Raw genomic sequence first — 21,230 nt, 5'->3', positions numbered from 1 at the left:
ATGCGGTTCCCCGTGACTACACGATGACTACCGGACCAAGGAATTTGAGCAGTATGAAATCGGCGAGGTCCTGGACGTAGATGCGCCACGTGTGGTGTGACCTGCACAGGAACCCTTCGGCGATGTAGTAGAGCGTGCCATCCGCCGTCCGCTTACGGCATTTGCGGAATTTCTCGATATGAGATTTGAACTGCATTACGTCGTTCCCCAGGCGTCGCGGTATTCACAGAGGTCCAGTCGTCCCTGGTATTTGACCGGGGCTTTGAATGGATTGCCCTTCATGTCCGTCGTGGCGAAGGCTTCAAGGGACAGCAATTCCCCGTTGACCGACAGGATCATGAAGTTTGGATGCCCGTTTTCCATCTCCACCATGATGAACTGGCGGTCGTAGTAGTTGGTGCCCTTCTTGCCATCCATCGTGCCCTTGTCGCCGATCAGGCCGAACCATAAGAGCTTCGGTGAGTTCAGGGGAGGAAGCGCATTCTTCCAGACCTGCATCAGTTCGTCGTGGTATTCCTGGCTGATGGATTTACGGGCCAGGAGCTTGGTCAAACGGCTTTCCATCTGCCAGTACTCGATCAGGACGACTGATCGTTTGAAGCTCCATTCGGACAGGCGAATGTCTTCGGCGTCGTCGGTCCACACTTCCAGGGTCATCTTGTAGCGATGGGAGTTCTTCACCTTCGCGCCATCCGGCCAGTTATCGAAGAAGGTGGCTTGCAACAGCGTGATATCGTCGATGGCGGGACACGTATCGGTTTCGAACTGGGCCGGGATCTGGGCCGGTGCTGGGATTTGGGCTGCCTGGGTCTGGGCGAACATCTGGGCCTGCCCTTGCAGGGCGGCTGCAATGGCATTGGTGATGAATGCCCGCAGTTGTGGGTCGTTAGGATCAAAACTCATATGAAGAATATCACTTTCAAAAAATTGGCCCCGCTCAGTAGTGGAAGGTACTGAACGGGGCCACTAAAGACCGGCTGCCTAATAGTTGCGCCGGTAAAGCTTACTGTGCGATGCTTCCACCCATCGTTCTCACATAGAACTATTTATACCAGCAGCCTATTTTCACTGCAATATTAAAACAATTCTATGGAGCATACATTGGCGACTGGATGAGCCACCGCCCATGAGTTCAAAACCGTTTGAAAACCGATGTCGGCATGGTCGTAGGCGGTCGTGGAAGTTATGAATGAGACGATGGGACAATACCGGCTGGCTTAATTGCCTGGACGAAAATCTGACATTGCCAAGGCGAAATGTGCCCTATTCTAAAGCATGGGAGATCAGGAGCGTCGGAAAGACAGCTATTGGTTAGAGTCTGATGCTTGATACCTGCTTCTGGTACCTACTATGCTGGCGCTTCACGCTATTGAGAGGGGAGCGTCATGGCTGAGACCTTCGACAGCCGCGCCGACATCTTGCAGCACATCCTTGAGGTCCGTACCTGCATAGATACCTTTCTCACCGAGATGTTGAGGCGCGGTCGTGTGCATGACGCCAGCAAGTTCGATCCAGCGGAAAAGCCCGCCTTCGACGAAGCCATTCCACTCCTGCGAGGCGTCCCCTATGGCTCGCCCGAATACGCCAGCGTGTTGGAGCGTCTTGCACCGACTTTCGACCATCACTACCGCTGCAATTCCCATCACCCAGAGCACTATGGCCCACAAGGCATATCAGGCATGGACCTATTCGATCTGGTCGAGATGGTCTGTGACTGGATGGCAGCAGCGAAGCGCAACCCGCAGGATGGGATAAAGCTTGCCTACAACGTCGAGCTTTTCGGCATTCAGGATCAACTCGCTGCCATCCTTGCAAACACCCTTGCCCGCTGGCCTGGGCGGCATCCGGATCAGCCGAAGCAGGACTCTTCCAAATGATTTTTTCCACCATGGACGGGCCGCCACTCGACATCGCAGACCCTGCTGTTGAACAAGGGTCTAAGTTAGGACGCTGGACGAACTGTCGTGAAATGGATTGAGGAGGAGAATCTGTGACTTTCTCCTACCGAAGAACGTTCACCGCGTGTTTTGACGGGGGTGCACACCCGCAAGATACGTGAACCGCCGTTAAGCGCTGGAAGAGCCAGTTGAGCGGTCCTCAGGGTGCGAATTTTTAAAGACGGTCGGGGATACCGAGAAGCCAGGGCTTGAGCGAGAACGGTTTGAAGTCGGAGCGGGCGTACCGAGGCTATTGGAAGGCAGGGTTCAAATCGAAGCTTACCCGCTATGATGACAAGCAGGGAGGAGATGGCCATGACCGAAGCAGGCACGCATATCGTCCGGGTCACTCTCCAGGACGAGCCGACCATCTACCGGGAGATCGAGGTCGAAAGCCGTAAAACGTTGAGTAATCTGGCCGAAGCTATCGTGCATGCCTTCGGCTTTGAGTTCGATCACGCCTTCGGATTTTACTCGAAGCTCACGGGCCAAGACGTAATGCGTTCCCAGCCCAAGTACGAGTTGTTTGCCGATATGGGAGAGGCGACCGAAGCCAAAAGCGTGGAGAAGTCCCGCATTGTCGATGCCTTCCCAGACGTGGGCCACATCATGCTGTTCATGTTCGACTATGGCGACGACTGGCGCTTCGTCGTCGAGGTCATCCGCCTGGGCCAAAAGGCGGCGAAGACCCGTTACCCGAAGGTGCTCAAAAAGGTTGGCAAGGCTCCCGAGCAGTACGGTAATTGGGATGACGACGATGAGGACGAACTCTAAGGCTTCTGGGGTTGGCGCAAGATCTCAAGGCGCTCTCAAAATCGTTTGAAGAGGATTTGGAGACAAGCCGCTCGCTGCCAGTCGTAGGATCGAGGACGAAAGGCAAGGGGGTACATATCTTGAAGCGCCACATCCAGTTGCACGTGATGGTTTGACATGACGAAGTTCACCCATTCTCGGTCCATGCCCAAGAGCATGCAGGCCACCTATGAGACCATCACGGGCCTGACGGACACCTTCTGCCGAGAGCACCTGAATGACGAATACCTTCAACTGGCGAGGGACATGGCGGCAGCCTTATGCCGGAAGCGACCAAGCCCTGTCGTGTCAGGGCAGCCCCGCACTTGGGCATGCGGCATCATCTATGCCCTTGGCCAGACAAACTACCTCTCAGACAGATCCTTCAAACCGTTCATGACCATGGCCGATGTGTGTGCCGGGTTCGGCGTCGGCCAGAGCACAGCCAGTGCGAAGGCGCAGGCCATTTCACGGGCACTCAAAATCAGTCCGCTCAATCCGGAGTGGTCGTTGCCAAGCCTGATAGAGAAGAATCCGCTGGTTTGGATGGCCGAAGTGAATGGCATACTTGTGGATCTACGGGACATGCCGCGTGAGGTTCAGGAAATCGCCTTCGAAAAGGGCATGATCCCGTACATCCCTGCCGACCGTGAATGAAGTCCATCGAGTCGGGTAGCAAATAACTGGCCGATGCCTCGGATCTATAAGGATGAGGGAGATCCTCAAACAGTTTTCTGAACCTCGCGTTCCTCCTGCACGGCACGCCATGCGCGGAGGACGGCTTCAATTGTTTGATCAGAATCCTCTTCAGTGGTTGGAGCCGAAATCACTGAGATCCGCATTACCCACTGGCCTCGCCACTGGGCTCCACCCATGAAGCATGTGCCGTCTGCCTGAATACGCCGAACTGTTCGAAGAGTCAGGTCGTCACCGATCTCAGGCGAGGCGTCCGTACCAAAGCGAACGATGATCTGATTGAGCACGACCTCGTTCACCACGCTTAGGCCCGGCTCAGAGGCAAGACCATCAGCAATGCGCTGGGCAAGACGGCAGTGGCGCTCCACCATGGCTGCGATGCCCTCGCGTCCAAGGTGTTTGATCATCGCCCAGGTCGCAAACCCTCGCGCTCGCCGGGATAGCTCAGGAACGAAGTGGGACGGGTCACGCTCACCCTCAGAAATGGGAGGTAGATAGCTGGCGGAAATCGTCATTGCTCTGCGGTGAGCTTCCGCATCCCGGACGATGGCATAGCCGCAGTCATAGGGTGTCTGAAGCCACTTGTGACCGTCTGTGGCCCAGGAGTCAGCGTCTTCCACGGACCCCGCAAGGCCCGCCTTTTCTGGACAGGCGCGAGCCCAGAGCCCGAAAGCTCCGTCCACGTGAATCCAAGCTCCGTGGGCTCGGGCTAATGGGATCAGGTCAGGGAAGGGATCGAGGGCTCCTGTGTTCACCTGTCCAGCCTGCATGATCACGATGACGGGTCCGATACAGGTTCGGATGGCCTCAGCAAGGGCTGATGGTATCATCCGTCCGGCCTCGTCCGCCTTCACGCGGATTGCACGGTCGTGACCGAGCCCCAGGAACTGCAAGGCCGAGGAAACCGTGGCGTGAGCTTCTTCGCCGAGCAGGACAGAAATCGGTGGAGCCCCGAAGAGGCCATGGGCTTCCACATCCCAGCCGACCCGCCTGAGAACCTCACCCCGTGCGGCGGCGAGGCAAACGAAGTTCGCGACTGTCGCTCCGGTCACGAAACCCACAGACGCTTGTCGCGGCAGACCGAGCAGGTCCAGTAACCAGCGGGCTGCAATCGTTTCGGCAGCCGAAGCCGCAGGTGCCGCCACGTGGTTTCCAGCGTTCTGCCCCCAGACCGAAGTCAGCCAGTCAGCCGCGACTCCAACCGGATGTGAAGCACCGATCACCCAGCCATAGAAGCGGGGGCCGGTCATTGCATTCAGCCCCGGAGAGGCTCGGGTCACGAGGTCAGAAAGGACGAGATCCGCAGGGGTGCCGCTCTCAGGCGTGGGGTCCTCGAACGCTTGCAGCGCCTCTTGGTAGGTTGCCTCAGGGTGTTGTGGGTGGTCTCCAACTGAGGTCCGGAATGTCGTCGCATAGGTGGCGACCTTTTCGAAGAGGCTAGCTGCTTCAAGGCTTGCGCTGCTCATAAGTCGTCCTCCTGTGCCACCGGACTAACTGTTGATGCTGCTAATGGTACGTCGAAAGCTCGACTGCGCTAACGCACATCATACTGGAATAGCATCAGGGATGGGCATTGTGCGTCTGGGCTCAGGTGGTTCACGGCCTTGTGAGAACGGCGGTGCAAAATTTGACCACGGTAGCGGCGGGATAGACCCGCTGCGGGCGGCGTAAAAGTCGTCCACCTATTCCCTTTCTGCCGGTTGCAGGGAGGGCTGGGGGATTTTCACCGTGGAACTTTACCGGAAGGTTCGGCTGGCGTGCTCTGAAGGCATGAGCCAGCGCGAGGCGGCGAAGCATTTCAACATATCGCGCGACAGCGTTCGCAAGATGATGGCCTATGCGGAGCCGCCCGGCTATCGGCGTCATGCTCCTGTCCGGCGCCCGAAGCTGGAAACGTTCGTCCCGATCATCGATGCCTGGCTGGAGGGCGATCGGTCGGTTCACCGCAAGCAACGCCATACGGCGAAGCGGGTGTTTGACCGGCTCCGGGAGGAGCATGGGTTCACCGGCGGCTATACGACGATCAAAGACTACATCCGCGAGCGCGAGCGGCGATGCCAGGAGATGTTTGTGCCGCTGTCGCACCCACCCGGCCATGCGCAGGCCGACTTCGGGGAGGCGGTGGTCGTGATCGGCGGGGTGGAGCAGAAAGCGCATTTCTTCGTGCTTGATCTTCCGCACAGCGATGCGTGTTTCGTCCGGGCCTATCCCGCGGCTGTGTCTGAGGCCTGGGTGGACGGCCACATCCAGGCCTTTGCCTTCTTCGGTGCGGTGCCGCAGTCGGTGCTCTATGACAATGACCGCTGCCTGGTGGCAAAGATCCTGCCGGACGGGACGCGCAAGCGGGCGGCGTTGTTCAGTGGTTTCCTGTCGCACTACGTGATCCGGGATCGCTACGGTCGTCCGGGCAAGGGGAACGACAAAGGGAATGTGGAGGGCCTCGTCGGTTATTCCCGTCGCAACTTCATGGTGCCAATCCCGAACTTCCCGAGCTGGGAGACCTTCAACACCTGGCTGGAGGGGCAATGCCGCAAGCGGCAGGATGACAAGCTGCGGGGGCCGGCCGAGACGATCGGCCAGCGCCTGCAGCGGGATACCGCGGCCATGCGTCCCCTGCCGGCCTCGCCATTTGAGGCCTGCGATCAGGCCAGCGGGCGCGTCTCATCGCAGTCGCTCGTGCGCTACAAGACCAACGACTACTCGGTGCCCGTGGCCTGGGGCCATCAGGATGTCTGGATCCGGGGCTATGTCGACGAGGTGGTGATCGGCTGCCGCAGCGAGGTCATTGCGCGCCATCCCCGCAGCTACGAGCGGGAAGAGGTGATCTTTAATCCGCTACATTACCTCCCGTTGATCGAGAACAAGATCAACGCACTCGATCAGGCCGCTCCTTTGCAGGGATGGGACCTGCCCGAGGAGTTCGCGACCTTGCGCGGCTTGATGGAAGTCCGCATGAACAAGCAGGGCCGGCGCGAATATGTGCAGGTGCTGCGGCTGCTGGAACTCTTCAATCTCCCGGATCTCCATGCTGCGGTGAAGCAGGCCCTGCAGATGGGGGCGATCGGCTTCGATGCGGTCAAGCATCTGGTCCTGTGCCGGGTGGAGCGCAGACCGCCGCGGCTGGACCTCGATGTTTACCCCTATCTGCCGAAAGCCAGGGTCGAGAAGACATCGGCGGCGGCCTATATGTGCCTGATCTCGGAGGATGCCGCATGAGCGCTGAAGCTCCCGAGATTTTGCTCGCCCACCACCTCAAGGCGCTCAAACTGCCCACATTCCTGCGCGAGCACCAGAAGCTGGCCCGCCAATGCGCCACCGAGGGGCTTGACCATGTCCGCTTCTTGGCCCGGCTCGTGGAGATGGAGCTGATCGACCGCGAGCGGCGGATGGTCGAGCGGCGCATCAAGACCGCGAAGTTCCCGGCCGTCAAAAGCCTCGACAGCTTCGACTTCGCCGCCATCCCGAGACTGAACAAGATGCAGGTCCTAGAGCTGGCGCGTGGCGAGTGGATCGAGCGGCGCGAGAATGTCATTGCCCTCGGCCCCTCCGGCACCGGCAAGACCCATATCGCCCTGGGGCTCGGGCTGGCCGCCTGCCAAAGGGGACTGTCCGTCGGCTTCACCACAGCCTCTGCCCTGGTCAGCGAGATGATGGAGGCCCGTGACGAGCGCCGCCTGCTTCGTCTCCAGAGGCAGATGGCCGGATACAAGCTGCTGATCATCGACGAACTGGGCTTCGTGCCCCTCTCGAAGACCGGGGCGGAGCTGCTGTTCGAGCTGATCTCGCGACGCTACGAACGCGGCGCCACCCTCATAACCAGCAATCTGCCCTTTGACGAATGGACCGAGACCCTTGGCTCAGAACGCCTTACGGGCGCACTTCTCGACCGACTGACCCACCATGTCAGCATCCTCGAGATGAACGGCGAGAGCTACCGTCTTGCTCATAGCCGATCGCGCAAACGGCAAACATCGTCCTGAAATCAACCCGATGACAATTGGCCCAGGGGGCCAATGCGCCATGGCACGCGCCAGCTATGTGGTCAGCGCGCCCGCCACTGGCCCAGTTTTGCGCCGCCCCGTGGTCGACTTTTGAACCGCCGTTGACACAATCCCCAGCAGTATCAGAAAGCCATAACGCTCCAACTTGGCGAACGGTCTGGCCAGCACATTGGGCAGAATACTCGTGACAACCCTGCCTCCATCCAGGGGTGGTATCGGCAGCATGTTGAAGATCGCCAGGATCAGGTTCAGCAGGATAGACTGATAGAGGGTACGAACGAGCCACGGCGCAATCGTCTCAGGCAGCAGCGGTGCAGTCCGAAGGAGAACCGCCGATATGAAGGCGAGCGCCAAATTCGTCAGTGGCCCGGCCAGCGCAACAAGGGCCATGTCCCGGCGCGGATGGCCTAATCGCCCGAATGCCACCGGGACAGGCTTCGCCCACCCAAATAGGAAGGGAGCATTGGTCAGGAAGAGCAAGGCAGGAAGCAGGATTGTCCCAAACGGGTCAACATGCTTGATCGGGTTGAAAGTGACACGACCCAGGCGGTGGGCCGTATCGTCCCCAAGCTTCCAGGCGGCATAGGCATGTGCCGCTTCGTGGAAGGTGATGGCGATGAGGATCGGGACGAACCAAGTCGATGGCGTGTAGATGGTGCCAGGAAAGTCCAATCAGCAATCCTCATCGTTGCGCCGTGTTGATGATTAGGCGGCGCAAGCGAATTTAATCGGTGTCACTCTGGAAGACCAGCCGTGCGTAGGCCGTCAAACAAGGCATGCTGAAAGGATGGGCTTGGGGGCATTGATGCTTGTTTGATCGCCGCAATCGTGATCCCCGGATGCGCCTGAACAAGACGGGTGAGCGCCTCCCGTGCCTCATCCAATCTTCCCAGATTGGCGTATGCTGCCGCAACAATCCGCCATGCCCACGTCGCACTCGGCTTCTCGGCAATCCCTTGGCGCACCCAAGACGCGGACTCTGCGAAGCGCTCGGCATGAAAGTGGGCGATGCCAATTCCAATGGCAGCATCGAAGTTGTATGGATCGAGCGGGCTAATGCGGATCGAGCGCTGGAAATGCTCGATGGCAAGATCCGGCTGGTTGAGAAAGTTTCTGATCCAGCCGCTGTGATGCCATGCCCAGGCTGAGTTCGGATCAAGCTGCACAGCCCTGTCAATGAGCGGGACCGCCTCAGTAAACTCTCTCCCGACCGCATGAGCCGACGCGAGGATCGTCAGCACGAGCGGATCATCGCTGTCGAGACGAGCGGCTTCCTTCGCCAGCCTGAGAGCCGCCGAACGCTCCTCTTCCGGATGGTTCGTCCATAGGAATGGCACCCGCTGTCCGTGACACCAAGCAGCAAGCGCTTTGGGTAGAGCATAACTTGGATCAAGAGCCATCGCTTGCTCAAGCAGGCCGAGAGCTTCTTCATTCGTCGCACGTTCCACCGCCCAAATCGACGGCAGAGCCCGCATAACGTAGTCATAGGCATGGAGATTGCCCGGTCTCTTGCGCCGAGCACGCTCGATCTCGGAAGAGCGGATAGTGGGCTGCAAGGCCCCGATAATGCGCTCGGTGATCCGGTCTTGTAAGTCGAACAGATCCGTGATCTCACCGTCGTAGTGGTCCGATCATATATAGCTGCCACTCTGTCCGTCGATGAGTTGCGCTGTAATCCTGACCCGATCACCCGCCCGCCGCATCGTACCTTCCAGCACATAGCGGACCCCAAGTTCTCGGCTGACCCGCTTCACATCCGCAGCACGTTCCTTGTAGGCGAGGGTGGAACTTCGCGCGATGACGAACAGAGAGCGAAAACGCGACAGGCCAGAGGTAACCTCGTCCACGATGCCTTCAGCCAGAAAACTTTGATCCGGATCTTCGCTCAGGTTTGTGAACGGCAGCACCACAATGGACGGCTTATCAGGAAGGGGAGGAGCGTCAGGAGAGTTCGGTGGCGTGAAGCTGGCAGAGGTAGTACCGACCCGGCCAACACTATAGACGCGGATCGACTCCTCAATATTCTTCACTTGCTGCGAGCCGAGATCTGTAAACGGAAATGGCAGAGCCTTTCGCACATACCCGTATGCAGCCTCCGAAATGCAGATGCCTCCTGGCTCAGCAAGGCTCTCCAACCGTGCAGCAATGTTCACTCCGTCTCCAAGCAAGTCGCCGCCACGGATCATCACATCGCCGACGTGAATTCCGATACGAAATTGCAGGTGGCACTCCGTGGGCCGATTCTGATCAACGGACGCAAGAGCACTCTGAATCTGGGTGGCAGAGCGGACAGCATCGACAGCGCTGGGAAACTCGGCCAGGACACTATCGCCTGCGGTGTTGGCGATGCGACCGCCATGCTCGACGATCAGTCGGTCCATAATCTCGCGACAGGCAGTGAGTGTGCGAAGTGTCCCAACCTCATCCTGCCCCATCAGGCGCGAGTAGCCCGCTACGTCAGCCGCGAAGATCGCAGCCAGTCGTCGCTCGACCCTGTGCTCCTGCGGACCCATCGGACCCCCGGTGCAATCTCAGATGAGATTCTGAAGTGGACCGGTTGATGTGTCCAGCCTGGATCTGAGACATCGCGAAAATTGTAACAGAGATACTAACGCGGATAAGGAACCATGACATACATCAGTCCGGCAAACCAGCCTGACGTAGGGCCGCTCCGAACTGCGCCACTCTCTCGGGTGCGGTGAACTCCATCTGCTCCATCATAGTGACCGTGAAGCTGGGTGCGGCTTCGAGAAGCCTTTGTGCCGCCACCCTGGCGGCATCCAGACGGCCAAGCTGCGCGTAGCTTGCGACGAGGAGTGCATGGGAAACCATAAAAGATGGATTCGCTTGGATAGCGTGATTGGACGCGACCACTGCCTCCTCGTTCCTTCCACTGAACAGGTAGGCAAACCCCATCCCTAAATATGGATGGTAGTTCATCGGGTCGAGCGGGCTCAGGTGAACCGCTCGCAGACCATGCACAATTGCCGCCTCATACCGCCCGGCATTGGCTTCAGTCATGGCACTGAATCCAAGTGCCAAAGCCGAATTGCCATTGAGAAGGAGCGCTCTGTCCACTGCTCCAACGGCACTCTCATAATCATGAGTAAGCATGGCGACAACGAAGGCGGCTATAGCAAGCGCCAGGGCGTCATCTGTTGCCGACGCCATTACCGCACGGGCATGTCGCACAGCCTCAGCCTTATCCTCGGAGCGATGACCGCCCCGGAAGAAGCGCTGCTCGTAGCACCATGCGGCATGAGCCTGCGCAGTAGGATAATCCGGCTCTCTCGCCAATGCCTCAAGCAGAAGACGCAGTGCCTCCTCGCCGTCTTGTGGCGTATTCGCATACGCGTAGGGCAAGGAGCGGAGATAGAGATCATAAGCATCGAGGCTATTTGGGCGTTTGCGCCGTGCCCGCTCGATCTCGGCTCGGCGAAGGCTTGGCTCGATAGCTCCAATCACACTTTCAGTGATCTGGTCCTGGAAATCGAAGATGTTCTCCATGCTGCCATCAAACCGATTAGCCCACAGATGGGCTCCGCTCGTCACATCAATTAGCTGGCCAGTGATGCGGATACGATCCCCAGCCCTCCGGATCGAGCCTTCAAGCACATACCGTACCCCAAGTTCGCGCCCAACCGTCTGCACATCCACGGCTTTTCCCTTGTAGATGAACGAGGAGTTGCGGGCGATGACGAAGATCCACTTGACGCGTGAAAGGGCGGTAGTGATGTCCTCAACTACCCCATCAGCGAAATACTCCTGTTCTGGGTCACCGCTCATGTTGGCGAATGGCAAGACAGCGATGGAGGGTTTTTCCGAGAGCCGCGATACCGTGGACTCGGGCGTTGTTCGCGGAGCGGTCAAGGCATTGCTTTGCAAGGTGATGGCAAAGGCTCGGATTGTCTCCTCCATATTCTTGACGTGCTGCTCACCGAGATCGTTGAAGGTCAGTCGGACGCTCTTTCGCACGTACCCATAAGCAGCTTCTGAGAGACAGATGCCACCCGGATCAGCAAGGCTTTGCAGTCGAGCGGCGATATTCACGCCGTCTCCAAGCAGGTCACCATTCCGCACCATGACATCGCCGACGTGCACCCCAATCCGAAATCGTAGGGTAGGTTCCTCGGGGAGGTCCTGGTTCGCCTGCGAAAGTGTGTGCTGTACGTCTACAGCACACTGGACGGCATCCACGGCGCTGGGGAACTCGGCCAAGACACTATCACCAGCGGTGTTCGCGATCCGTCCTCGGTGGTCTGCAATAAGACGGTCCATGATTTGACGGTGGGCTGTCAGGGTACGGAGCGTTCCGACCTCATCCAGGCTCATCAGGCGCGAGTAACCAGCCACGTCGGCAGCGAAGATTGCCGCCAGTCGTCGCTCGACCTTATGCTCCTGGGGGCTCATGGGAGCCTCGGCGCAGTTCCAAAGAGAATTCTGCTCCCGGTCAAGTTAGGTGTCCAGACAGCCTTACAATTCGGTAGTTGAGCTTCGAGGCGGGGTTGTTTCGGCATGGCTCACCCCCTTGTTTCATCTGGAATTTTGGGCCTGAAGAGCGCATTCTGAAAGCAGTATCGCTGCTGTCCAATGCGACACAGCCACTGCGTACAACTTCGTCCCACGAGCACCAGCCAGCGGTCGGTAAGCTCGTACCAAAGCAGGACTAATCAGGACTAATGCTGGAGGTTGTATGATGAGAAAAATCCTTATCAAAGTATTTGTTTCAGGACTGTTCATCTTGCCCTCACTGGCCATGGCGCAGCAACAATCCTTCTTCGTCAAATCACTGATCGAGAAAAAAGTAGCAGAGTTACCAAGCGGCGATCTGTTCTGGCAGATCGAAAATTTCGACACCAAGGAGCAGGCGCAGGCGGCTGCTGGTCCTTATGGCTTAGTCGCGGACTACGACAGCAAGGTTTGGCTCTTCAGGCTTGCTCGCGCGGGCGACAGGACCAAGGATGGCAAGAAGGTCGCCGAGATTGGTCCAATCCCTCGGATCGAGGCAACGGAATATCTACTTCGGGTCAATGAAGCGGGTGGTCCTGAAGGCAGCGCTACCGCCGCTCATACACACCCCGGTTCGGAGGCGTTCTACGTCCTCAAGGGTGAGTTGTCCCAAAAGACACCGCACGGTGTGGCGCGGGTCGCGGCTGGACAGAATATGGTAGGCCATGGCGGGGGCACGCCGATGGTGGTGTCGAACAGCGGCTCAGGAGACTTGCGCGAGTTGGCGTTGTTCGTGGTGGACGCCACCAAGCCGTTTTCGTCACCGGCACAGTTGCCCTGAACCTGCGGTCTGAGGCTCATTGTGGAGTCGGGATCAGCCGACTATCGTACTCATGCTGATGTTTGCCAGGAGCGTGGGCTATGACGGACACACTCCCAACCGATGCAGACCGTGAAGAACTCGATCTGCTCCTGCACGGCTTCAAGATCTCGCGAATACTCCGGCTTGTGGCTGACCTTCGGGTTGCCGACAAGATCCCGATAGACGATCAGGTTACGGTCAATGATCTTGCGGCCACCTGTGCCGTCCTGCCTGAACCCTTGCTGCGCGTCCTGCGGGCGCTCGCCGCTGTCCAGATCTTCCAACTCACTCCCGATGGCCGCGTAGCACATACACCGCGCTCGCGCCTCCTGCGGACGGATATGCAGAACAGCCTGCATCATGCTGCTCGATTCTGGACCGGGCCGGGTTCCTGGGGGGCGTGGGCCAAGCTGGATGTCGCCATGACTGGCGGCATCCCTCACGAGGCGGCGTGGAACATGGGGCGCTACGACTACCTGCGCCAGCACCCAGATGAAGCTCGCATCTTCGACGAGATGATGGCGAACTATCCCGATAACCGCCATGCCGCTATCGCAGCAGCCTACAACTTTTCGGCGGCTGGGCTGATTGTCGATGTCGGTGGCGGGAATGGCGCAGCCCTTCGCCACATCCTCACCCGCTTTCCGGGGACGCGTGGGCTGGTCCTGGATCGCGAGGATGTCGTTGGGGCAATCAAGCCCGAGGACCGAATGGAGGGACGGATCGCCGTCCAAGGCGGCAACTTTCTGGATCGGGTTCCAAGCGGGGCCGACCTCTACATGCTGATCAGGGTTGTGCACAATTGGTCCGACGAGGACTGCGTGCGTATCCTACAGACCTGCCACGCAGCAATGGCTCCGCACGCGCGACTGCTCATAGGCGAGGAGATCCTTGAACCTGATCCCGCTCGTGGTCGGCCAACCAGCTACCTCATCGATCTCCAGATGATGGCCATGTTTGGTCACGCCCGCGCCCGCACGGAGGCTGAATTCCGCGACTTGCTTGAGTAGTCCGGGTTCTCGCTGCGCCAAGTCATTCCGACCGTATCGGCAGTGTCAATCATCGAGGCTGGTCCAATCTGATCGCTCGCAAGCCGCTTGGTCTATGCCCTAACGGAAGCGTAGGGTTGATATCAGATTACCCGGCCTGCAATCCATCGCGCCAGAGGGCCTTGCGACGATTGAGAGTACCAACCTCAGCCATAGTGAGCCTTCGCGATCCTCTCGGCCACAAGCGCCTGTAAGTGCCAGAGATTTCGATCCTGAATACCGTGCTCAGCGAGATGAGCGGTGGTGTTGTGAAGATACTCAGCGCATGAGCCCCAATGGCCACATGCCTTGGCCAGAATATCCGCTGTCTCTTCTGGGGAGAGTTTGCCGACGTAAAACCGGGACTGCCGGTTCATCACGAAGGCCATTGCCCGCAGCGATCCCTGCTCGGTCTCAACCATAATCCAGCGCGGAATATTGTTGGGTGGCTTTACCGTGATCTCGCGCCGGACCAGCTTTTGTAGCTGCGCTTCCAGATCCTCCGGGGGCAACTTGAAGACAACGCCCTGACACTGACCTCCTCGGTCGAGGGACATCATGAGCCCCGGCTGGTCTTTGGTGCCCCGGAACCGCTCGATCCTGAAGCAAAAGGAGCGGTGCCAGCCCCGTGCCGTGCCCTTCCGAACTTCAACATGAGCGAGTTCAGGCTTCCAGATCAGGGAGCCGTAGGCGAAGAGCCACGTGTCCGGTCCATCAGGACGGGAGGCGAGTAGGCTCTGCACGAGAGCGTCATAATCCTCGTCGGCGTGGTACGTCCACCTTGGGTCGGGACCAGGATCTTCGAGCACCCGGTGAACTTGCGCCACGAGGTCAGGCGTGAGTGCCATCTGCCGGGGAGCCCTCATGAGCCATCTCCAGGTCCGCGATGTGTCAGGCTGAGCTTAGCACTGTCTGACCTTTAATCCGACCAGAGCATTCCTGCCCGTTCGGGCCATAGCTTGCTGGGCACGGATAGTTGTGGAAGAGTTGAAGTAGGAGAGCGTCAAACTGGTAGACCGGCTTTTCGCAACCCCTCGAACAGGAGTTCACGCTTTTCGGGATTGCGATAGCATGACCGGTGCAAGTGTGTGCGCATCGCTTCCCAGCGGGTGGACTGCAACAAGCGCCTAACTTCCGTGGCCTCGGCCAGCCGCCCCATCTGCGCCAGCGCCGCCGTCAAATAGCGAAGCGAGATAGGATGTCCAGGGTTGATCTCCAGGGCTCGCCGCGTGAACTGCTCCGTCTCCTTGAACCGCCTTTCCATGAAATGGGCAGCCCCCATCGCATTCAAGGTGATGTAACCGCGCGGGTCCAGCGGATTTAGCCGCTGCGTATTCTCCAAGCAGGCCAGGGCACGCTCGCACTCATCGTTGTACACCAGCACCCATCCGCAGTTCGTCAGGACATTCGACGAGTTAGGTTGACGATCCAGAGCCTGCTCGCAAAAGGTGACGGCTTGCTCCAGCATTCCCGAGAGTGACACCAGGGACCATGCGGCGACGGAGAGGACCAGACCGTTACTTGGATCGCACTGAACCGCTTGCAGAGCAGCCTCTCGGCTCCGGGCCGCGTCCGCATCCCAGTCTTTGGTCCACCCGCCGATCACCAGCCGACCTGTGCAATCGGCGAGCGCACCCCAGGCTTCGGCATAGCCGGGATCGCGTTCAATAGCCTGCCTCAGGAGCGCCTCGGCCCGGCGAAAGCCCGGTTCGGTAAAGGCATAGAAATCGGGCAGAGCGCGAAGGTAGAGGTCATATGCGCCCAGGTCGTCCGTCGCCTTCGCTCGGGCTCGCTCGATCTCAGCCGTTCGCAAGCTGGGCTCGATGGCTGATACCACGCTCTCGGTAATCTCATCCTGCAATGCGAAGATGTCTGTCAGGTCACGGTCAAAGCGCCCGGCCCAGATATCGGTGCTTGTCACCGCCTCGACCAACTGAGTCGTAATGCGCACCCGATTGCCCGCTTTGCGAACAGAGCCCTCCAGCACGTAACGGACGCCGAGTCGGCGGCTGACTTCCTTGATATCCACGGTCCGGCCCTTCAGTGTGAAGACGGAGTTGCGGGCGATGACGAAAAGCCACCGGTACCGGGAGAGTGCAGCAATCAAGTCCTCTGTGATCCCGTCCGCGAAATACTCCTGCTCGGGATCGCCGCTCAAGTTAGTGAATGGCAGGACCGCAATGAATGGCTTTCCGGGTATGGAGAACTCAGGTGGTGTCTTCAATACTGGGGCGGTTCCACGGTATGCGTAAACTCGGACAGGGCGGGCAATATTTTTCAGACGCTGTTCTCCTCGATCCTCGAACGAAAGCCCGAGCTTACCCTGTAGTTCGTCGAACACCTTGCCCGATACGCAAATGCCGCCAGGATCGGCGATGCCTTCGAGGCGAACAGCCACATTCACACTGTCGCCAAGGATGTCTCCATCGTTGCCGATGATGAGGTCACCCAAGTTAATGCCGATTCGTAGTTGGATATCATTCCAAGGTCGGGGCTGGGTCTTATCGCTCATTGTGGCCTGAGCCTCCACTGCGCACAGGACGGCTTCCACCGGGCTGGCGAATTCCAGGAGTGCTCCGTCGCCCATAGTCTTGACGATGCGCCCATGATGCCGTGCGGCGGCTGGCCCGATGACCTCCGACAGGATTGCTTGGATGGCCGAGAGCGTGCCTTCCTCGTCCTCTTCCATTAGGCGCGATGAGCCCACCACGTCAGCCGCGAAGATGGCTGCCAGCCGCCGCTCGACCTTGTGCTCCTGGGGACTCATGGCACTCTCGATGCGTTTCCGGTCCGATTCTGATGTGGGCCGAGTGACCTGTCCAGCCGACGACCGATCAGATCTGAAAGCTAAGGTTCGTTGGAAGCATAGAGCGGTCGAGGATGGCTTACTGGAGAATTCGAGGGCGGCAGGGAGAGTCAGCCATTTAAACTCTGCTCAAAAAACCAGTGCGCTCGGCGCACTGAGGAACCCTAATCTCGTTGCCGGACCCGGAGGTTATTTCAAAAGGCTTGCCATCGTCTCCCAGAGTCCAAGCTCGATAGCCCACCAACACATGCCGATACAGACCACAACGGCTGTCCAATTCAGGGTACGATCAACAACACCATTTGCTGAAGCAATCACGGCACTACTCGGCTTCGGGGGTAGGTCTACCGGCATGGCGTAGCACCCTTCCAAGGATCGGCCCCAAACGTCAGATGTTTTGTGATGTCACCAGGGCAGCCGCCAAAGGCTCTGCCTGCTTTGATCGAGTGTCAAGCGCCAGCGGTGGTTTGATCATGTCGTCGCTTCAGGCAGTGAGCAATGATAGCCTGAAGAGGAGACGCGCGGTGTTAACTGTTTGGCAGGGGTTCCGGTCCAACCTTCAACCCGAACTTGTTCTTGTCCTTCTCGCGAGCTTAACTGCTGCGAGCCACCACACGTAGCAGTTCCAGATGAACAGTTTGGTCTAACGACCGGTCATGATTGAGGCGATCCAAACAGGAGAAGCGCCATGGCCAAAGGAAAAGTACCGAAGAGCATCACCATCAAAATACCCAAAGCTCTGCGCAAGTCGCGATTGGTGAAGTCACTGCTGGCTTACAAGGTGGATTATGGTCTGTTGGTGTCAGTCTTCGTAGCAGCAGGCAGTGCCGCAGCACTGGCCCTGACGCGTGAGAGTGCAGGCGAAAGACAAGCCTCCGAGCCAGCCCAAGAAGGGTGGTTCGGTCGCGACATCGTGGTTCGGGTCGGAACGAATGGCTCTGGACCCCATAATGGTGCGGGGAAAGGCGACCCAAAAGACAGCGATGCCTTCTATTCTGATGATGGCGAGTAGCCTACCATTACAGGATTGAACCTGGGATGACCTGCTGATCATCCGAACTGACCCAACAAGGCCGGGAGGGACACAAGTGGAACCCTGCCTTACTGCTGCGGCACCTGAGGCCGCTCCCGGTCTGCCGTCCTTCACTGTCCGTCAGGCTGAGGCGGGTCCGCATGCCCCAGTGGTCATCACGGCATGGTTCGGAGGTGGTTCCATGCTGAACCTCCTTTCCGGGGATGTCCGGTCTACTCAGGACCAGCACGCTGCACTAAGACCGCGTGGAAAGGCCCTGCCTCATGATTCCAAGTATAAGCAACCAGACGGCAGAATTGAGCGGGTTGGGTGCTCACAAATGGGATGTGGAAGAAAGGTCAGCATCACACACCCAAAGATAGTAGTTCGTGGTATGCCGTTAATAGGTGCGGGGACACTTTGGACAGAAAGCCCCCGTGTACGCCACAATCAGCAAGTTCAACACGCCTCAGGTTACCAACGTGGCTGGATGGTCAGCCAAGGTGGGTATCGCAGTGATCCTGCGCCGGTCATCAAGGATCTTCTCAAGACTCGCCAGTTCCGTTCTTATTTCGATGCAGTCCTCCTTGTCACTGGCCAAACCGCACTGAGTCAGGATGCGCCAGTGATGCCGGGCGGTAAATTCTGGGATCTCTGAAAGGCCATTCCGCTCATCGTGGCAGAAGCCCTCTACGCGGTCCTTTGATTGTGAGCCATGCCTATACCGGCAATACGTATCCGAACCTCCCTCCGTCTGAGCGGGCCAGCATCCTATCCCACAACCTATGGCTCTCTGTAGCTGTGCTTTGCTGCTCGTCAGTCAGAATGAGGAATTTGCGTTCGATCTCAATAGGGATGAATGATGTCCAATTGCTGGACACTGCAACGGCAGGGCTGGGCATGAAGGGGTGCCGTGGCTAAACTCGATGATCGTCCAGCGCATCAAGAGGAATATCAAAATCCTGCTCGTCGCCGCCGAGCGCTGTGGCAAGGTTGGCGGCTGCTCGCAGGAGAAGCTTCCGCAGACGCTTGCGCTCTTTGGGGTCGAATTCGACAACCATATCGGTCTCAACATCGTCCCATAATGCCTGGATACGAGCAGCAGCGGTTTCGCCTTTCCGGGTCAGCCTGACTCGGACTGCGCGTCTATCCCCATCGTTGGACTGCCGCTCGACAAACCCCAGCACTGCCAATCTAGTCACGGCTTTGGAGGCGGTGGGGGGACGAACCCGTAGAATAGTCGCAAGATCTCCTATCGTTATTGCGCCTTGATTGGCGAGTACCTGAAGTACCTGCTCCTGCCCGGCAAACAGGCCCATCTCGACCATCTTCTCATTGAGATAGAAACGGTGCAGCCGGGCTGCCTGTGCCAAAACCCAGCCGATGGTGTGTTCATTCGGATGCTGCATGAGGGTGATCGACCTATTTACCGGCCAAGAGGTTGGACCCTCGAAGGACGGCGGACAAGGATCGGATAGACACAACTTTGGGCCGATTGACCTGTTGTGGCCCAAGATCCTCGAATGATAAGGATATTGCCTTCCGCACATACTCGTGCGCCGCCGCTGACAGGCATATCCCTCCTGGTTCGGCGAGACTTTCGAGCCGGGCCGCAATGTTCACGCCGTCCCCTAAGAGATCGCCACCCCTTACCATCACATCACCAACATGGATTCCGATCCGGAATGTCGGGGTCTGCCTGGGTAAGGGCCTCCTGCACGGCCACGGCGCATTGGACAGCATCGACGGCGCTGGGGAGTTCGGCGAGCACACTGTCGCCAGCCGTATTGGCGATCTTGCCTCCATGCTCTGAAATGAGCCGATCCATGATCTCTCGATGGCCGGTCAGGGCTCGAAGGGTTCCGACCTCATCCTGTTCCATCAGGCGCGAATAGCCTGCTACGTCCGCTGCGAAGATAGCTGCCAGCCGTCGTTCGAGCTTGTGCTCCTGTGGACCCATCGGACCCCCGGTGCCGTTCCCGATCAATTGTGCTGCCGGTTGGACTGGGTGTCCAGCTTGCATCTGGGATCGGCGAAATCCGGCAGCCAAGCTTAGCCGAGTGTTTTAAGCAGGTGTGGACGGTTGAGGGAGAGTTCGAGGCAACTGGGTCAGGTCCTCCGCTCGGTCACAGCAGCGAACAAGGGCATACTCTCACTCAAGCCCTTGAGGGAATAAGTGCCCCGCTCCTCCAGCCGCAGTCTGGACCCGGCCACCAGATCGCGCACCGTTCGCGACACCAGCACCTGACCGCCCTCTGCCAGCGCAGCGATGCGGGCTGCCATGTGAACGGCGATGCCGCCGATGTCCTCACCCTTCATCTCGATCTCGCCTGTATGGACCCCGCAGCGGACCTCCAGACCCAATACGCGTAGGGCTTCTATAATCGCGCTGGCGCACCGGACGGCTCGGGCCGGACCATCGAAGGTCGCCAGAAAGCCATCTCCAAGGGTCTTGATCTCACGTCCTCTGAAGCGGTCGATCTCGCGCCGAACGATCTGATCATGCTCGTCGAGAAGAAAACGCCAGCGTCGGTCACCCATCTCTTCCGCCCGCGTGGTAGAGCCCACGAGGTCTGTAAACAGCACAGTGGCGAGCACGCGGTCGGGCTCAATCTCGCTGTGCGTGCCAGTGAGGAATTCCTCGATCTCATCAGCCACTGCGTCCGCGTTACCGGCCCACAGGAAGTGATCCGATCCCGGGAACTCCACGTATTTGGCTCCCGGTATGTTGGCGGCGAGATAACGCCCGCCCTCTACGTTGACCCGTGTATCTCCTGCGCGATGCAGAATCAGGGTCGGAACACGGATCGCGGGGAGGATATGTCGAACGTCAATCTGGCTGTTCATCCGCATCAGCGTGATGGCGGCTGTGGGACTGGCACTCAGCCGCTCAAAGCGCCCCCACCACTGTTTGAACCGCTCATCTGTGGCTTTACTTGGCGCGAAGGCGCTCAGACTGATGCCCTTGCCCCATGACGGCTCGACCATCTCCACGAATGGTTCAAACCGTTCTGGTGGCAGCACCCAAGTATGGAAATGGGCGTAGGTCCCGTACAAGATCAGGGCCTGGGTTCGTTCAGGATAAGTGGCGGCGAAGAGCATGCTCATCGCGCCGCCTTCGGACATGCCGAAGAGGGCGGCACGCTCACTCGCCACCGCGTCCATCACGGCCCGAACATCGTCCATCCGTTCTTCCAATGTCGGCAAGGTGCCAAGGCGATCCGAGAGGCCGGTCCCGCGCTTGTCGAACAAGATGAGGCGGCTGAACGAACCGAGGCGGGCGAGGAAGTGCGCCACGGTTGGCTCATCCCAGTAATGGTCGAGGTTGGAGATGAAGCCAGGGACAAAGACCAGATCGAGTGGCCCCTTGCCGACCACCTGATAGGCGATCCGGAGATCGCCACTCTTGGCGTAATGGGTCTCCACCAGCATAGCTCGGCTCCCGGACTGGGATATAGGGTGTAGGAATCTTACGGCGTCGGTCGCCGCTCTACTTTATGCTCCTGCGGACCCATCGGACCCCCGGTGCAGTTCCAGATCCGATTCTGCTTGTGCCTGGGTAAGGTGTCCAGCCTGGATCTGAGATCGGCGAGATCCGGAAGCCAAGCTTGGCTTTAAACATCAGAAAGGCGCGAACGATCAAGGAA

Annotated in this window: 21 protein-coding genes; 8 read left to right on the top strand and 13 right to left on the bottom strand. The window is 58.7% G+C overall.

The window, feature by feature from the left end; all coding sequences use genetic code 11:
- Positions 1–16 precede the first annotated feature (16 nt).
- Together BB934_RS07705 and BB934_RS07700 are read right to left on the bottom strand one after the other, a co-directional pair.
- Complete coding sequence (locus BB934_RS07705) at positions 17–196, bottom strand: hypothetical protein (protein ID WP_099509104.1); 180 nt, start codon at positions 194–196, stop codon at positions 17–19.
- On the bottom strand, positions 196–822 hold the full coding sequence (locus BB934_RS07700) for a hypothetical protein (RefSeq protein ID WP_157934077.1): 627 nt from the start codon (positions 820–822) through the stop codon (positions 196–198). Before BB934_RS07700 ends, BB934_RS07705 begins: the two co-directional genes overlap by 1 nt.
- A 563-nt stretch (positions 823–1,385) precedes the next feature.
- Here BB934_RS07700 and BB934_RS07695 point away from each other — a divergent pair.
- From BB934_RS07695 to BB934_RS07685, 3 genes are all read left to right on the top strand, one after another.
- Entirely contained in the window at positions 1,386–1,877 is a 492-nt protein-coding gene (locus tag BB934_RS07695; RefSeq protein WP_099509102.1) for a DUF5662 family protein, read from the top strand.
- A 369-nt stretch (positions 1,878–2,246) separates the two neighbouring features.
- Positions 2,247–2,711, top strand: coding sequence for a plasmid pRiA4b ORF-3 family protein (locus tag BB934_RS07690; protein ID WP_237050218.1), 465 nt, complete (start codon positions 2,247–2,249; stop codon positions 2,709–2,711).
- 156 nt (positions 2,712–2,867) lie between these two features.
- On the top strand, positions 2,868–3,386 hold the full coding sequence (locus BB934_RS07685; RefSeq protein ID WP_210422139.1) for a DUF6398 domain-containing protein: 519 nt from the start codon (positions 2,868–2,870) through the stop codon (positions 3,384–3,386).
- Between the two features lie 65 nt (positions 3,387–3,451).
- On the opposite strand, the gene BB934_RS07680 is transcribed toward BB934_RS07685, so the two are convergent.
- Positions 3,452–4,891, bottom strand: coding sequence for a pyridoxal phosphate-dependent decarboxylase family protein (locus tag BB934_RS07680; RefSeq protein ID WP_099509101.1), 1,440 nt, complete (start codon positions 4,889–4,891; stop codon positions 3,452–3,454).
- Positions 4,892–5,153: 262 nt separating this feature from the next.
- On the opposite strand from BB934_RS07680, the gene istA reads away from it, so the two are divergent.
- Positions 5,154–6,641 carry an IS21 family transposase gene (gene istA / locus BB934_RS07675; protein WP_157933989.1) on the top strand — a complete coding sequence of 496 codons (1,488 nt, stop codon included), beginning with the start codon at positions 5,154–5,156 and terminating at the stop codon, positions 6,639–6,641.
- Positions 6,638–7,405 (top strand): IS21-like element helper ATPase IstB, encoded by a 768-nt coding sequence (gene istB, locus BB934_RS07670; RefSeq protein WP_099508287.1) that lies wholly within the window; start codon positions 6,638–6,640, stop codon positions 7,403–7,405. The genes istA and istB overlap by 4 nt, the downstream gene beginning before the upstream one ends.
- Positions 7,406–7,459: 54 nt before the next feature.
- Here the strand turns inward: istB and BB934_RS07665 are convergent, their stop codons facing one another.
- The 4 genes from BB934_RS07665 to BB934_RS07655 all read right to left on the bottom strand — a co-directional run bounded on the left by BB934_RS07665 (position 7,460) and on the right by BB934_RS07655 (position 11,836).
- A complete protein-coding gene (locus BB934_RS07665) occupies positions 7,460–8,098 on the bottom strand; it encodes a site-2 protease family protein (protein WP_099509100.1) in 639 nt (212 codons plus the stop codon).
- Between the two features lie 62 nt (positions 8,099–8,160).
- Positions 8,161–8,667, bottom strand: a complete 507-nt coding sequence (locus tag BB934_RS49010) for a tetratricopeptide repeat protein (RefSeq protein WP_237050217.1) — start codon at positions 8,665–8,667, stop codon at positions 8,161–8,163.
- A gap of 390 nt (positions 8,668–9,057) precedes the next feature.
- On the bottom strand, positions 9,058–9,861 hold the full coding sequence (locus BB934_RS49005) for an adenylate/guanylate cyclase domain-containing protein (RefSeq protein WP_237050298.1): 804 nt from the start codon (positions 9,859–9,861) through the stop codon (positions 9,058–9,060).
- Positions 9,862–10,063: 202 nt separating this feature from the next.
- Entirely contained in the window at positions 10,064–11,836 is a 1,773-nt protein-coding gene (locus BB934_RS07655; RefSeq protein ID WP_099509099.1) for an adenylate/guanylate cyclase domain-containing protein, read from the bottom strand.
- A 283-nt stretch (positions 11,837–12,119) separates the two neighbouring features.
- Between BB934_RS07655 and BB934_RS07650 the strand changes: the two genes are divergently transcribed.
- Together BB934_RS07650 and BB934_RS07645 are read left to right on the top strand one after the other, a co-directional pair.
- The gene (locus BB934_RS07650) at positions 12,120–12,716 is read left to right on the top strand and encodes a cupin domain-containing protein (protein WP_099509098.1); all 597 of its coding nucleotides are present in this window, start codon (positions 12,120–12,122) and stop codon (positions 12,714–12,716) included.
- 80 nt (positions 12,717–12,796) lie between these two features.
- Positions 12,797–13,747: a methyltransferase gene (locus tag BB934_RS07645; protein WP_237050216.1), complete on the top strand. Its 951-nt coding sequence runs from the start codon at positions 12,797–12,799 to the stop codon at positions 13,745–13,747.
- A gap of 185 nt (positions 13,748–13,932) precedes the next feature.
- Here the strand turns inward: BB934_RS07645 and BB934_RS07640 are convergent, their stop codons facing one another.
- Positions 13,933–14,631: a gamma-glutamylcyclotransferase gene (locus BB934_RS07640; RefSeq protein WP_099509097.1), complete on the bottom strand. Its 699-nt coding sequence runs from the start codon at positions 14,629–14,631 to the stop codon at positions 13,933–13,935.
- Positions 14,632–14,768: 137 nt separating this feature from the next.
- On the bottom strand, positions 14,769–16,532 hold the full coding sequence (locus BB934_RS07635) for an adenylate/guanylate cyclase domain-containing protein (RefSeq protein ID WP_099509096.1): 1,764 nt from the start codon (positions 16,530–16,532) through the stop codon (positions 14,769–14,771).
- Positions 16,533–17,259: 727 nt separating this feature from the next.
- On the opposite strand from BB934_RS07635, the gene BB934_RS07630 reads away from it, so the two are divergent.
- Complete coding sequence (locus BB934_RS07630) at positions 17,260–17,583, top strand: hypothetical protein (RefSeq protein ID WP_099509095.1); 324 nt, start codon at positions 17,260–17,262, stop codon at positions 17,581–17,583.
- A gap of 917 nt (positions 17,584–18,500) precedes the next feature.
- On the opposite strand, the gene BB934_RS07625 is transcribed toward BB934_RS07630, so the two are convergent.
- From BB934_RS07625 to BB934_RS07615, 4 genes are all read right to left on the bottom strand, one after another.
- A complete protein-coding gene (locus BB934_RS07625; protein ID WP_099509094.1) occupies positions 18,501–18,992 on the bottom strand; it encodes a MarR family winged helix-turn-helix transcriptional regulator in 492 nt (163 codons plus the stop codon).
- Positions 18,993–19,005: 13 nt separating this feature from the next.
- Positions 19,006–19,239: a nucleotidyl cyclase domain-containing protein gene (locus BB934_RS50545; RefSeq protein WP_335645610.1), complete on the bottom strand. Its 234-nt coding sequence runs from the start codon at positions 19,237–19,239 to the stop codon at positions 19,006–19,008.
- A 4-nt stretch (positions 19,240–19,243) separates the two neighbouring features.
- Positions 19,244–19,543 carry a hypothetical protein gene (locus tag BB934_RS50540; protein ID WP_335645609.1) on the bottom strand — a complete coding sequence of 100 codons (300 nt, stop codon included), beginning with the start codon at positions 19,541–19,543 and terminating at the stop codon, positions 19,244–19,246.
- A gap of 149 nt (positions 19,544–19,692) precedes the next feature.
- Positions 19,693–21,015 (bottom strand): adenylate/guanylate cyclase domain-containing protein, encoded by a 1,323-nt coding sequence (locus BB934_RS07615; protein ID WP_099509093.1) that lies wholly within the window; start codon positions 21,013–21,015, stop codon positions 19,693–19,695.
- Positions 21,016–21,230: the final 215 nt, after the last annotated feature.

The sequence above is a fragment of the Microvirga ossetica genome (assembly GCF_002741015.1).
Taxonomy (GTDB): Bacteria; Pseudomonadota; Alphaproteobacteria; order Rhizobiales; family Beijerinckiaceae; genus Microvirga; species Microvirga ossetica.
This window is presented reverse-complemented; position numbering and strand designations above follow the sequence as displayed.

What these genes read in the sequence shown, in the direction of transcription:
- BB934_RS07705 (WP_099509104.1), bottom strand. Translation starts at nt 196, where the DNA reads ATGCAGTTCAAATCTCATATCGAGAAATTCCGCAAATGCCGTAAGCGG.
- BB934_RS07700 (WP_157934077.1), bottom strand. Translation starts at nt 822, where the DNA reads ATGTTCGCCCAGACCCAGGCAGCCCAAATCCCAGCACCGGCCCAGATC.
- BB934_RS07695 (WP_099509102.1), top strand. Translation starts at nt 1,386, where the DNA reads ATGGCTGAGACCTTCGACAGCCGCGCCGACATCTTGCAGCACATCCTT.
- BB934_RS07690 (WP_237050218.1), top strand. Translation starts at nt 2,247, where the DNA reads ATGGCCATGACCGAAGCAGGCACGCATATCGTCCGGGTCACTCTCCAG.
- BB934_RS07685 (WP_210422139.1), top strand. Translation starts at nt 2,868, where the DNA reads ATGACGAAGTTCACCCATTCTCGGTCCATGCCCAAGAGCATGCAGGCC.
- BB934_RS07680 (WP_099509101.1), bottom strand. Translation starts at nt 4,891, where the DNA reads ATGAGCAGCGCAAGCCTTGAAGCAGCTAGCCTCTTCGAAAAGGTCGCC.
- istB (WP_099508287.1), top strand. Translation starts at nt 6,638, where the DNA reads ATGAGCGCTGAAGCTCCCGAGATTTTGCTCGCCCACCACCTCAAGGCG.
- BB934_RS49005 (WP_237050298.1), bottom strand. Translation starts at nt 9,861, where the DNA reads ATGGGGCAGGATGAGGTTGGGACACTTCGCACACTCACTGCCTGTCGC.
- BB934_RS07655 (WP_099509099.1), bottom strand. Translation starts at nt 11,836, where the DNA reads ATGAGCCCCCAGGAGCATAAGGTCGAGCGACGACTGGCGGCAATCTTC.
- BB934_RS07650 (WP_099509098.1), top strand. Translation starts at nt 12,120, where the DNA reads ATGATGAGAAAAATCCTTATCAAAGTATTTGTTTCAGGACTGTTCATC.
- BB934_RS07645 (WP_237050216.1), top strand. Translation starts at nt 12,797, where the DNA reads ATGACGGACACACTCCCAACCGATGCAGACCGTGAAGAACTCGATCTG.
- BB934_RS07640 (WP_099509097.1), bottom strand. Translation starts at nt 14,631, where the DNA reads ATGAGGGCTCCCCGGCAGATGGCACTCACGCCTGACCTCGTGGCGCAA.
- BB934_RS07635 (WP_099509096.1), bottom strand. Translation starts at nt 16,532, where the DNA reads ATGAGTCCCCAGGAGCACAAGGTCGAGCGGCGGCTGGCAGCCATCTTC.
- BB934_RS07630 (WP_099509095.1), top strand. Translation starts at nt 17,260, where the DNA reads ATGGCCAAAGGAAAAGTACCGAAGAGCATCACCATCAAAATACCCAAA.
- BB934_RS07625 (WP_099509094.1), bottom strand. Translation starts at nt 18,992, where the DNA reads ATGCAGCATCCGAATGAACACACCATCGGCTGGGTTTTGGCACAGGCA.
- BB934_RS50545 (WP_335645610.1), bottom strand. Translation starts at nt 19,239, where the DNA reads ATGGTAAGGGGTGGCGATCTCTTAGGGGACGGCGTGAACATTGCGGCC.
- BB934_RS50540 (WP_335645609.1), bottom strand. Translation starts at nt 19,543, where the DNA reads ATGGGTCCACAGGAGCACAAGCTCGAACGACGGCTGGCAGCTATCTTC.
- BB934_RS07615 (WP_099509093.1), bottom strand. Translation starts at nt 21,015, where the DNA reads ATGCTGGTGGAGACCCATTACGCCAAGAGTGGCGATCTCCGGATCGCC.